Raw genomic sequence first — 12,480 nt, 5'->3', positions numbered from 1 at the left:
CGCCAGCGCGGCCGACAATCTTCGGCCGCCGCTACGCCGACTGCTCGCGCGGGCCACGTTTCCTGGCCAGGGCGGCGGCGCGTTCGAGGGGGACCAGGCTCGGGTTGACGCTCTGCAGCACCGCCTCCTCGGTGATCAGCACGCGGGTCACGTCGGTGCGGCTCGGCACGTCGTACATCACCGGCAGCAGCACCTCCTCCATGATGGCCCGCAGGCCGCGCGCCCCGGTGCCGCGCAGCAGCGCCAGCTCCGCGATCGCGTCCAGCGCGTCAGGGGTGAACCCCAGCTCCACGCCGTCGAGCTCGAACAGCCGCGCGTACTGCTTGACCAGCGCGTTGCGGGGCTCGGTGAGGATCTGGATGAGGGCCTCGCGGTCGAGGTCGTGCACCGTCGTGAGCACGGGCAGCCGGCCCACGAACTCCGGGATCATCCCGTATCTGACCAGGTCCTCCGGCATGAGCGCGGTCAGCATGCCGCCGGCGCGCTCGCCCGCGGGGCGCAGCACCGAGTTGAAGCCCGTCCGGCGCTGCCCGACGCGCTGCTCGATGAGCTGGTCGAGGCCCGCGAACGCGCCTCCGCAGATGAACAGCACGTTGGTGGTGTCGAGCTGGATGAGCTCCTGCTGCGGATGCTTGCGCCCGCCCTGCGGCGGCACCGAGGCGGTGGTGCCCTCCAGGATGCGCAGCAGCGCCTGCTGGACGCCCTCGCCCGACACGTCGCGGGTGATGGACGGGTTCTCGCTCTTGCGGGCGATCTTGTCGATCTCGTCGATGTAGACGATGCCGGTCTCGGCCCTGCGCACGTCGTGGTCGGCGGCCTGGATGAGCTTGAGCAGGATGTTCTCGACGTCCTCGCCCACGTAGCCGGCCTCGGTCAGCGCCGTCGCGTCGGCGATCGCGAACGGCAGGTCCAGCAGTTTGGCGAGCGTCTGCGCCAGCAGCGTCTTGCCCGAACCCGAGGGCCCGAGCAGCAGGATGTTGGACTTGGCCAGCTCCACGTCGTCGCCGCGCGAGCCGGTGTGGCCGGAGAGGATGCGCTTGTAGTGGTTGTAGACCGTCACCGACAGTGTCTTCTTCGCCTTCTCCTGGCCGACGACGTGCGCGTCGAGGAAGGCGTAGATCTCGTGCGGTTTGGGCAGGTGGCCGCGCCTGACCTCCGTGGTCTCCTCGGACTCCTCCTCGATGATCTCGTTGCAGATCTCGATGCACTCCTGGCAGATGTAGACGCCAGGGCCGGCGATGAGCCTCTTGACCTGCCGCTGGCTCTTGCCGCAGAACGAGCAGGTGAGCTGATCCGCACGATCACCTAGGCGCGCCATTCTCAGTCGCTCCTCGGGGGGCAGGAGGGAGATTCCCAGGCTGTTCGCTCCACAGCGTACACGCCGGGCAGGTCAGGCGCGCGGTGCCGCCGGAGCGGGCAGGCCCGCCTCGAACAGGCGGGCGTCCACCTCGTCGAGCGCCAGGCGCAGCGCGCCCAGGGCGACGCTCTCGGCGCCCAGCGTGGAGGCGCGCAGCTCGGGAACGCGCAGGCAGGTGCGGGCCAGCTCGCGGGCGAGCTGGTCGAGGATGAGGTCGGCGGAGCGGGAGAAGCCGCCGCCGAGCACGACCACCTGCGGGTCGAGGGCGAGCACCAGGGCCGCGGCGCCCACGGCGAGGTCGCGGGTGAAGCGGCGCACGGCCGTCCTGGCCGTCTTGTCGCCGGCGCGGGCGGCGTTGAACACCCAGGCGGCCGCGTCGTCGGTGTCGATGCCCGGCGGCAGGCTGGGGCAGCTCTGCAGGTGGGAGGGGGCGGTGAGCCAGCGCACGGCGCGCAGCGCGCCGATCTCGCCGGCGGCGCCGCCGTAGCCGCGCCGCAGCGTGCCGTCGATGATCAGGCCGGCGCCCAGGCGCATGCCGGCCAGCAGGTAGACGATGTCGTCGGCGTCGCGTGCCGCTCCCTGCCAGCGCTCGGCCAGCGCGGCCAGCTTGCAGTCGTTCTCCACCTGGACGGGGCAGGAGAAGCGGCCGGCCAGGTGGTCGGCCGGGTCCACGGTGGCCCAGCCGGGCAGCGGGGTGAACAGGGCGGTGCGGCCGCTGGCGTCGACCGGCCCCGTCACCCCGACGGTGATCGCCCAGATGTCCTCGGGCCGCAGCCCTGCCGCGGCCATGCACTCGTCGACCGCCGCGTCCACGACGGCCAGCCGCGCCGCCGGATCGGCGCCGGGATCGACGGGCAGCCTGCTGGTCGCCGCCACCGTGCCGTCGAGGTCGGCGAGCATCGCCAGCACCTTGTGGGCGCCGACGTCCACGCCGACCACGTGACCGGTGCCGGCGTTGAACCGGTAGCGGCGGGCGGGGCGCCCGACGATGCTGCTGCCGTCGGGCTCCACGACGGTGAGCCAGCCGTCGGCGACGAGGCCCTGCACGATGACGTCCGTGCCCGGCCGGGACAGCCCGGTGCGGGTGGCCAGCTCCGTGACGGTGGACGGCGGGTTGCCCCGCAGCGCCCTGACGATGCTGAGCGCGTTGAGCTCCCGCATCCGGTTGACGTCCGTCCCGGTCGTGACCTGCTCGGTCACCGTGGCCCCCCTGATTAACGATGCGCTCTTGACAAAAGAGTAGTGCGACCTCAGGAGATCGGATACCACTGCCCGTCAGGAGCGACGGCCGGACCGAAGTCCACCTCCCGGCCGTCGATGGCGAACACGTACCGGCCCTTGCGCACCACGGCCGGCCTGGCCGACAGGTACGCCGTCATCTCCGCCAGCTCCTCGGCCCGCAGCCACCCGGGCGGGTCGGACACGGCGCGGAAGCCGCACACCGTGGCCAGGTCGCGCAGCCAGCCGAGCTGCTGGTCGCTGAGCAGGTTGAGGCGGCTGCGGAAGTACACGACGTCCGGGTCCACCTCGGCCAGCGGCGCGTGCCAGAGCCGGTGCAGCGTGTTGACCACGGCGTTGCGCGCCATCGCGTCGGAGGGGTCGTCGCTGGCGTAGTTCTGCCACATCGGCGCCACGTCGGGGCCGCTGCGCAGCCCGTCGAGCAGGCCGAGTGAGGGCAGCAGGATCGCGCCGCTGCCCAGCAGGTACACCTCCTCGCCCGCCGTCCGCCTGATCAGCTCCAGCGCCCGCCGGTAGGCCTGCTCGCGGCCGAGCCCGCCCTGCCGCACGCCGGGGGCGGCGCCCGCGTTGATGAAGTCGAGCTTCAGGTACCGGAAGCCCCACTCGTGCACGACCCGCCGGACGAGCCGCTCCACGTGGTCGAGCGCCTCGGCCTTGGACAGGTCCAGCGCCCAGTAGCCGGTGCCCCAGTTGTGGCCCGCGACCACCGGCTCGCCCCGCTCGTCGCGCAGCAGCAGCTCGGGCCGCTCGCGGGCGGTGCGCGAGCCCGGCAGCACGATGAACGGGGCCAGCCACAGGCCCGGCGTCATCCCGGCGGCGGCGATCCGGTCGGCCAGCGCGCGCATCCCGGAGGGGAACTTGGCGTTCGGCTCCCAGTCGCCGACCATCTCCTCCCAGCCGTCGTCCACCTGCAGCACGTCGAAGGGCAGGCCGTTCAGCGCGTCGATGTCCTTGGCCAGGCCCGGCTCGGTGATGCCCTCGTAGTAGGCGTACCAGCTGCACCAGACGTTGCCCGCGCGCCGCCCGCCGGTGCCCAGCCGGTCGGCCAGCGCCCGGGTGTAGGCGCCGAAGACCTCCTCCTCGTCGCCGTAGGCCAGGAACCAGGGCGCCCCGTCGTCCTCGTACCAGCCGGCGAGCGTGTCGCGGTCGCCCGTCAGGCGCGGGGTGCCGATGCCGAGCGCGCCGAGCAGCAGGACCCGCCCGTCGTCGCCCTGCAGCGCGGCGACCGCCGAGGAGTGGTGGCGGGCCGGATCGTCCCAGACGGGGTCGTCGGCGGTGATGCGGCGCCGCGGGTCGGCGATGCGCAGCGGCGGCTCGGACAACCGCCGCCATCCGCACGGGCTCCACGAGTTCTGCCCGTGCCGGTAGAACAGCGCGTCGCCGAGGCCGTGCAGCACGGCCACCCGGCCGGGCGGCAGGACGACCCCGCCCTCGATCTGCTGCGGTGGCTCGGAGCCGGTCGGCTCAAGGGCTACGGTACGGCCTGCCAGCTCGACGAGCAGCGGCATGATGCTCCTTCTCCGTTGGGTGCGATGATCAGGTGAACAGCGCGTTGACCTGGTCGTTGGCCTGCTTCAGCCCTTCGGCGGTGCCGATCTGGCCGAGGACGATCGACTGGATGGCGTCCTGGACGATCTGGCTGATCTCGTTGCCGTGGTCGGTGATGGGCAGCAGGAACGTGCCGCCCCGCGTCTCGGTCGGGTCGAGGTAGGCCCGCACCTCACGCCCCTTGGCCTCGTGGGCCGCCGCGGCCTTCTCACTGGCCGTCCTGATCGCGGGGAAGACGACGGCCTGGTCGCCGACGAGGTTCTGGCAGTCGGCGGAGCCGAGGAACTTCACCCACTTCCAGGCCTCCTCCTTGTGCTCCGTGCCGGCGAAGATCGCGTCGGACAGGCCGTTGATGGCGGTCTTGCGCACGCCGGCCGGTCCGAGGGGCATCGGGGCGAACGCGAACTTCTGGTCGGCGTCGGAGCCCAGGAAGGTGTTGATCGTCCACGACCCGGCGAAGGACATCGCGCCCTTGCCCGCGTTGAGCACCGCCTCCCTGCCCAGCGTGGACTGCTTGTCGAACTTGGGCGCGTATCCCTTGTCGATGAGCTGCTTGTACCAGTCGATGACCTGGGCGAGCTTGGGGTCGTCGTACTGGTACCGGGTGCCCCAGGGGTTCTTGTCCAGGTAGGTCCAGCCGTTGGCCACGGCCAGGTCGCCCCAGCCGTTCTGGCCCTGGGCGCCGTCGCCCCATTCGGGCAGGAAGCCGTACACCTTGACCTTGCTCTTGTCGAAGGCCGGGTCGAGGCCGTCGCGCCCGCTCTCGTCCACCGTGAGCTTGGCGATGACCTGCTGGAGCGTGCCACCGTCGGTGGGGTTCCAGGTGAGGCCGGCCATCTCCTCGGGCTTGACCTTCCGCTCCGCCAGCATCGTGGTGTTGTAGACGAGCGCGACGGTGTCCCAGTCCTTGGGCAGGCCGTACCGCTTGCCGTCCTTGACCCACAGGTCGGCCAGGCCCTCCTGGTACTGGGTCAGGTCCACCTTGTCGCGGGTCACGAACGGCTGGATGTCCAGGATCTGGCCGCTGCTGACGAACTGCGGGTAGTAGGAGCCGTGGTCGGTCCACACGTCCGGGGCCTGGCCGGCGGCGAGCTGGGTGGTGAGGTTCTGCCAGTACTGCGCCCAGGCCGTCTGGGTGAGCTTGACGGTGATGTTCGGCTCGGCCTTCTGGAAGGCGTCGGCGCACGCCTGGTACGCCGGGAGCTGCCTGTCGTCCCAGAGCCAGTAGTCGAGGGTGACCTTGCCGCCGGCCGCCGCGCCCTGCGACTCGCCGCCGCCGGAGCCGCAGGCGGCGAGCGTGCCGGCCAGCGCCAGCGACAGCAGCGCCAGGCCGGCCCGCTTGGTGGTGTTCATGATGCCTCTTTCAGGGGGGTTATCTGATTCCGGAGAAGTTGAGCGACTGGACCAGCCGCCGGCCGAGGAAGATCAGCAGGATCAGGACCGGCAGCACCGAGAGGGTCGAGCCGGCCATCAGGCCGGTCCAGTCGGGGCGGGTGTTGGGCGACTGCTGGAGGAAGACGCCGAGCGCGACGGTCAGGACGCGCGTCTCCTCCTCGCGCCCGACCAGCAGCGGCCACAGGTAGTCCTTCCAGGCCCACACCGTGGTGGTCAGCCCGATGGTGATCAGCGGCCCCCGGCTCATCGGCAGCACGATGCGCCAGAACACGCCCCACGCGCCGTTGCCGTCGAGCCGGGCCGCCTCCTCCACGTCGCGCGGGATGGACAGGAAGAACTGCCGCAGGAAGAAGACCGCGAACGGGGTCATCAGGATCGACGGGGCCACCATCCCGGCGAAGGTGTTGACCCAGTCGAGGTTCTTCACCAGCACGAAGTTGGGCAGCAGCGTGAAGATCGGCGGCACCATGAGCGCGGCGATCACGATGCCGAAGACCAGCTCGCGGCCGGGGAAGCGGAGCCGGGCGAACGCGTACCCGGCCATCGCGCAGAAGAACGTCTGCAGCGTCGCGATCAGGCCGCTGTAGACGACCGAGTTGAGCAGGTAGCGGGCGAAGTCGATCCGCGCGCCCGAGCCGCCCGCCGCGCGCGCCTCCTCCTGGCTGGTGAGCCCGAGGATGCGCTGGAAGTTCACCAGGGTCGGGTTGCTCGGGAACAGGGAGCCGCTGTCGGCGTAGAGGTCGGCGGCCGGGGTGAGGGCCGTGCGGACCATCCAGTAGAAGGGGAAGATCGTGAGCACCAGGGCTCCGATCAGGACGGCCCAGGCAGGCAGCCTGCCGAGCGTGGGCATGCGCCGCATCGTGTCGCCTCCTCAGGCCAGATCCGAGCTGGACGCCCGCAGCAGCCGCAACTGCACGACCGTGAGCACGCCGAGGACGAGCGCGAGCATCAGCGCCGCCGCCGAGGCGTAACCCATGTGGAAGTACTGGAAGGCGTGCTGGTAGATGAAGTAGTAGATGACCCTGATCGCGCTGCTCGCCCCCCGGCCGCCCGCCGCCACGGCCACGGTGTCGAAGATCTGGAACGATCCGATCAGCGACACGACCAGCACCAGGGCCAGGACGGGCCGCAGCATCGGCAGCGTGACCGAGCGGAACATGCGCAGCTCGCCGGCGCCGTCGAGGGCGGCGCTCTCGTACAGGTGCGGCGGGATCTGCAGCATGCCCGCGTAGAGCAGCAGCGCGGTGTAGCCGGTGTAGGCCCAGGTGTTGACCAGGCCGATCGTCGGCAGGGCCCAGTCGGGTGAGACGAGGAAGCCGACCGTGCCGAAGCCGAGCGCCTTCAGCAGGTGGTTGACGAAGCCGAGGTCGGCGTCGAGCAGCCAGACCCACAGCAGGGCGACGGTGACGTTCGGCACCAGCCACGGCAGCAGCAGCATCGCGCGCAGCGCCACCGACCGGGTGAGGCGGTGCATGAGCGCGGCCAGGAGCAGCCCGAGCAGCAGCTGCGAGCCGATGTTGACCACGACGTAGTAGACGGTGACCCCGAGCGAGTGCCAGAACTGCGGGTCGCGCACGAGCTGGGCGTAGTTCTCGCCGCCGACGAACGCGGGCTCGCTGAGCAGGTTGTAGTCCGTCAGCGAGTACCAGAGCCCGCGCACGGTGGGGTAGCCGTAGAAGATCACGAAACCGGCGAGCGCCGGGATCAGGAAGAGCCAGGCCGCCCGGCGGTCGTCACGCGGCCGGGCCCGTCTTCGCCGGGCGGCGCCGGTGTCGTCCGGCGGCTCGGCGGCCTGCGACCGTTCCTCGGCCCGCATCGTTCTCATCATCGTCCTCGGCGCTCGGTGAGATTGCCCTCTTGTCACGGAGTGACTCCCGAATAATGATGTGGGGCAGCGGAAGTTTGTCAATAGCTCCGCATAAGTCGGCGAGCGCGCGACAGCGCTTCCGAGCCCTTCCGTCCCACGTCAACCCCCATGTGGCGAGCCCCGGCGGCTCGCCTGCTGCCACGTATCACGGAGGTCTGTCACCCATGCCTGTCCCTGTCCGGCCGTCCCGGCGGTTTCGCCAGGTCGTGTTAGCCGCCCTGACCGCCGTCGCGGCCGCCCTGCTCCCCGCCGCCCAGGCGTGGGCGCTCGCGCCGGTCCCCGGCGGGGTCCCGCCCCGGCCGGCGGCCCCCGCCTCGCCCGACCCGTCCCTCCAGGCGCATCCGCTGGCCGCGGCGCCCGCGCCACTGGACAACCCGCTCAAGGGCTTCGCCCGCTTCTACTGGCCGGGCAGCGACCAGAACACCGGCTACCCGCACTCCCTGACCTGGAGCTACTTCGGCCTGTCCGAGGTGATGACCGACCCGGCCGACTGCTCGAAGATCAACTGGTCGATCCTCGACAGCGCGCTGAACGAGATCGCCTCGTACGGCAACCAGGCCGCGGTGCGCTTCTACATGGAGTATCCGGACGGCAGCGGCACCCACCCCGCCAACGCCATCCCGCGCTGCTTCGACGGGCACGTCCCGTACCGGACCAACACCCGGTGGGGGACCACCAGCCCCGACTACGACAACCCCTACCTGCTCGACGCGCTGGACGACTTCATCGCCGCCTTCGGCGCCCGCTACGACGGCGACCCGCGCATCGGCTTCATCCACCTGGGCCTGATCGGGCTCTGGGGCGAGTGGCACACCTGGCCGTACGACACCGACACCAGCGGCGACAGCTACCCGAACCACATGCCGACGGACGCGCACGCCGCGCAGCTCCTGCGGGCCTACGACGCCGCCTTCGACGAGACCAAGCTGGAGCTGCGCTACCCCGACTCGGCGGGCGGCGCGGCGACCGGCCTGGACCTCGGCTACCACGACGACTCCTTCTGCTTCAGGGAAGGCTCGCCGCTGGCAGGCGTCACGCTGCCGCAGTCGCTCGGCGGGGCCGGCTGGGCCCAGTTGCAGCGGGCGCTCAACGTGGGCGCCGAGAACAAGTGGATCACCTCGTCGATGGGCGGCGAGGTGCGGCCCGAGATCCAGACCTCGGCGTTCGCGTCCTGGCCCGGCGGCTCCGGGCAGGTGGACAACATGAAGGCGTGCATCGAGCTGGAGCACACCACCTGGAAGATCAACGAGCAGAGCCAGGGCTACGCGGCCGACGACCCCGACGTGGCCGCCGCCGTCCGGCTCATGGGCTACGACCTCACCGTCGACAACGCCTACTTCAAGAACACCGCGAGCGGCGCCACGAACGTCGGCGTGCGGATCAGCAACCACGGCGTGGCGCCGTTCTACTACCCGTGGACGGTCACCCTCGGCCTGCGCGACAGCGCCGGGACCGTGGTCAAGACCTTCGACACGCCGTGGGACCTGCGCACGGTCATGCCGCTCAAGATCCGCGCGTTCCCCGACTGGGGCGTCGGCCAGGACCCGGCCTACCGCGACTACGGCTACCCGCAGTACTTCCAGACCGGCGTGAACCTCTCCGGCGTGCCCAACGGCGGCTACCAGTGGGTGATGCGGGTGCGGAGCCCGCTGGAGACCGTCTCCGCGAACGCCAAGAAGCTGCGCTTCGCCAACGCCACCCAGGGCGCCGACGGCTGGCTCACGCTCGGCCAGGTCACCGTCGGCTCAGGCGGCGGCACGGACACCACGCCGCCGGCCGCGCCGACCGGGCTGACGTCGCCGTCCCGCACCTCCGGCTCGGTCACCCTGTCCTGGACGGCCGCCACCGACAACGTGGGCGTGGCCGGTTACCGCGTCCACCGCGGCTCCACCGAGGTCGGTACCACGGCGACGACCTCGTTCACCGACACCGGGCTGAGCCCGGCGACCGCCTACACCTACACCGTGAAGGCGCACGACGCGGCGGGCAACACCTCCGCCGCCTCCGCGCCCGTCACCGTCACCACCCTCCCGTCCTCCACCACGGGCTTGGTCCTGGACGACTTCGACGGCAACCCGGCCTACCCGTCGGCCGCCCGCAACGACCTGGGCAAGTGGACCGGCGGCAACTGCTTCGGCAACGGCGGTGGCTCGGGCGTCGTGTCCGGCGGGGCGCTGGCCCTGCGTTACGCCAACTGCGGCTGGTTCGGCAGCGACGTGCACACCGACCTGTCCGCGTACACCCATCTCGTCGTCCGGATCAAGGGCGCGGCAGGGGGCGAGCAGAGCCACTTCAGCCTCGGCCTCGGCGGCACCACCAAGGTCTTCGGCGACTTCACGCTCGACGGCGGCGGCCACCCGGCCATCACCACCGCCTACCAGGACATCCGCATCCCGCTGGCGGCCAACGGGATCAGCCGCTCGGCTCCCGGGCAGCTCGCGATGGGCTTCTGGTACGGCGGCAACAGCACCGTCACCATCGATTCCCTCACCTTCCAGTGACCCCCTGGGGAGGCCGGGCCGCGGGCTCCCGGCCTCCCCGCGGTTGCTCGAACCCCCGTCCCACCCTTGAATGGGGACTTATGTTCCTCCGCAGCCCCAAGTCCGCCGGCCGGCGCCCCACCGAACTCCTCATCGGGGTCGGGTTCTTCGTGACGGTCGCCGCGTGCGCGATCACCGCCCTGCTGGTCCCCGACACCCAGGTCGAGGCGCGGTTCGCCGTCATGGGGCTGGCCGCGTGCCTGTACGCCGTGGTGGCGGCCGATCTGTGGGCCGCCGCCGTGACGGGGGTCCTGGCCTGGACGCTGGCCACCGGCTTCCTCATCCACCCGCCCGGCGAGCTGGTCGTCTCCGGCGGCTCCGACCTGATCCGGCTGATCGCCATCATGGGGATCTCGCTGGCGGGCGGGCTCTACGGCGTCTTCCGGCGGCGCGCGGATCTGGGGCGGTGAGGCCGCCGCGCTCGAACTGATCGCCGCTCCCCGCTCGCCACCGCCGCTCGCCACCGCCGCTCGCCGCCGCCGCTCGCCGCCGCCGCTCGCCGCCGCCGCTCGCCGCCGCCGCTCGCCGCCGCCGCTCGCCGCCGCGCGTTGCTGGGCGCTGCCTGGTCAGGGTGCGTCGGCGGGGCGGTTGCCGAAGGCGCCGGCGCCGGCGTGCTCCTGGGCGAGCCGCTCCTGCTCGGCCGTCCAGCCGGCCGACTCGCGCAGGACGGCGAACTCGCGCGCCAGCGAGGTCGCCGACGTGGTGCGCGCGTCGGTGCCGATCGTGACGGCCAGCCCCGCCGCCAGCAACCGGGTGGCGGGATGCCCGGCCGGCGCGGGCACGGCCCCGGTCTGCACGTTGCTGACAGGGCACATCTCCAGCGTGATCCGGTCCCGGCGCAGGCGTTCGAGCAGCGCGCCGTCCCCGGCGCTACGCACCCCGTGCCCGATCCGGCGGGCGCCGAGCACGTCGATCGCCTCCCACACGCTCTCGGGCCCGGCCGCCTCGCCCGCGTGGACGGTGCACGGCAGCCCCGCCCCGTGCGCCAGGTCGAAGGCGGGCCGGTGCGGCGCCCCCGGATACAGGCGCTCGTCACCCGCCAGGTCCAGCCCGTCCACCACGTCGCGGCGCCGGACGGCGGTCTCGGCCACGGCCAGGCTCTCCTCCGGCGACTGGTGGCGCAGGCAGCACAGCAGCAGCGCCGTACGCACGCCCGTCGCGGCCCGCCCCTCCGCCAGCCCGGAGGCGACCGCCGACACCGCCTCGTCCAGCGTCATGCCCTGCCGCCCGTGCAGTTGCGGCGCGAACCGCGCCTCGCCGTGGACGACGCCGTCGGCGCTCCAGTCCTCGACCAGCTCGCGCGCCGCCCGGCGCAGCGCCTCGGGCGTCTGCAGGACCCGCAGCGGCAGGTCGAGGTAGGTGAGGTAGCGGGTCAGGCTGCCGCAGTCGGCGGGCGCGATGACCAGCTCCGTCACGGGACGGTCGAGGGGGATGCCCTGCTCGCGCGCCAGGTCGGCGACCGTGCCGGGGCGGACGGAGCCGTCGAGGTGGCAGTGCAGGTCGTGGCGGCCGGTCATGCGGGTCCTTCCGTCAGGCAGGCGGGGGTGAGGGCGTCGAGGAGCAGGCGCTTGAAGCCCGGCTCGTCCACCTGGCGTACCAGGGTCAGGTTGGGCGGCGGCGCCGCGCGCCGGCGGTCGATGACGAGCTGGCCGCGGGTCTCGTCGCCGAGGGCCACGGCCACGTGGGCGCGCTCACTGCCGAGGACCAGCTCGGGGTGCAGGGCCACGGCCATGGCGACGGGGTCGGGGAGGTTGTAGCCGGCCAGGCCGGTGACGTCACGGGCCCAGTCGGCGACGGCGCGGTTGATCCGGTGGGCGAAGGCGGCCAGGGGAGTGCCGAGGGCTTCCAGCCGGCGCTGGTCGCCGGGGGTCATGACGGCGTACCTGCGCGAGACGTCCCAGCCGATCCAGGTGACGCGGCCGGGCGTGGCCGCCCGCAGCACCACGGCGGCGGCCTCGGGGTCGGCCCACACGTTGTACTCGGCGGTGGGCGAGACGTTGCCGCACAGGTCGGCCGCGCCCGCCATGCAGTAGACGTGGCGGAAGCGGGTCAGCAGCTCGCGGTCGCGGAGCAGGGCGGCGGCCAGGTTGGTGAGCGGGCCCAGGGTGACGAGCGTCAGCTCGCCCGGGCGGGAGCGGGGCAGCGTCAGCAGGACGTCCACCGCGTGGCCGTCGGCGGGACGGCCCGCCGGGTCCGGCAGGCCGGTGTCGCCCATGCCGTCGGGCCCGTGCACGTGCTGGGCGGTGGACGGCGGGCGGGTCATCGGCCGGTCGCAGCCGGGGTGGACGGGGATGCCGGAGTGCCCGGCCAGCTCCAGCGTGATCAGGGCGTTGCGGGTGGCCGTGGGCAGCGGCACGTTGCCCGCCACGGTGGTCACGGCGCGGACGTCGCCGCCGCTGACGGCCAGCAGCAGGGCCACCGCGTCGTCGGAGCCGGTGTCGGTGTCGATGAGCAGGGGGAGTCGGGGCAACCTGAACCTCGTCTAATCGATTAGATCGGGAGATGGCTTATCTAATCGATGAGATGCGAGAATG

The 12,480-nt window shown here is 72.2% G+C and carries 10 protein-coding genes; 2 read left to right on the top strand and 8 right to left on the bottom strand.

The genetic code is table 11. The annotated features are described in order from the left end of the window. Positions 1-31: 31 nt before the first annotated feature. From clpX to LCN96_RS44875, 6 genes are all read right to left on the bottom strand, one after another. A complete protein-coding gene (gene clpX, locus LCN96_RS44900; RefSeq protein WP_225268504.1) occupies positions 32-1,318 on the bottom strand; it encodes an ATP-dependent Clp protease ATP-binding subunit ClpX in 1,287 nt (428 codons plus the stop codon). Positions 1,319-1,390: 72 nt separating this feature from the next. Next, positions 1,391-2,557 carry an ROK family transcriptional regulator gene (locus tag LCN96_RS44895; RefSeq protein WP_225268503.1) on the bottom strand — a complete coding sequence of 389 codons (1,167 nt, stop codon included), beginning with the start codon at positions 2,555-2,557 and terminating at the stop codon, positions 1,391-1,393. A gap of 50 nt (positions 2,558-2,607) precedes the next feature. Beyond that, a complete protein-coding gene (locus LCN96_RS44890; RefSeq protein WP_225268502.1) occupies positions 2,608-4,104 on the bottom strand; it encodes a glycoside hydrolase family 36 protein in 1,497 nt (498 codons plus the stop codon). Between the two features lie 28 nt (positions 4,105-4,132). After that, a complete protein-coding gene (locus LCN96_RS44885; protein ID WP_225268501.1) occupies positions 4,133-5,497 on the bottom strand; it encodes an ABC transporter substrate-binding protein in 1,365 nt (454 codons plus the stop codon). Between the two features lie 19 nt (positions 5,498-5,516). Then, entirely contained in the window at positions 5,517-6,398 is an 882-nt protein-coding gene (locus tag LCN96_RS44880; RefSeq protein WP_225268500.1) for a carbohydrate ABC transporter permease, read from the bottom strand. A 12-nt stretch (positions 6,399-6,410) separates the two neighbouring features. Then, entirely contained in the window at positions 6,411-7,355 is a 945-nt protein-coding gene (locus tag LCN96_RS44875) for a carbohydrate ABC transporter permease (protein ID WP_225268499.1), read from the bottom strand. Between the two features lie 257 nt (positions 7,356-7,612). Between LCN96_RS44875 and LCN96_RS57245 the strand changes: the two genes are divergently transcribed. After that, a complete protein-coding gene (locus LCN96_RS57245; protein ID WP_318528333.1) occupies positions 7,613-9,907 on the top strand; it encodes a fibronectin type III domain-containing protein in 2,295 nt (764 codons plus the stop codon). Positions 9,908-9,987: 80 nt separating this feature from the next. After that, a complete protein-coding gene (locus tag LCN96_RS44865; RefSeq protein ID WP_225268498.1) occupies positions 9,988-10,356 on the top strand; it encodes a hypothetical protein in 369 nt (122 codons plus the stop codon). Between the two features lie 156 nt (positions 10,357-10,512). On the opposite strand, the gene add is transcribed toward LCN96_RS44865, so the two are convergent. Next, a complete protein-coding gene (gene add, locus LCN96_RS44860; RefSeq protein ID WP_225268497.1) occupies positions 10,513-11,463 on the bottom strand; it encodes an adenosine deaminase in 951 nt (316 codons plus the stop codon). Then, positions 11,460-12,416 (bottom strand): nucleoside hydrolase, encoded by a 957-nt coding sequence (locus LCN96_RS44855; RefSeq protein ID WP_225268496.1) that lies wholly within the window; start codon positions 12,414-12,416, stop codon positions 11,460-11,462. The genes add and LCN96_RS44855 overlap by 4 nt, the downstream gene beginning before the upstream one ends. Positions 12,417-12,480: the final 64 nt, after the last annotated feature.

The sequence above is a fragment of the Nonomuraea gerenzanensis genome (assembly GCF_020215645.1).
Taxonomy (GTDB): domain Bacteria; phylum Actinomycetota; class Actinomycetes; order Streptosporangiales; family Streptosporangiaceae; genus Nonomuraea; species Nonomuraea gerenzanensis.
This window is presented reverse-complemented; position numbering and strand designations above follow the sequence as displayed.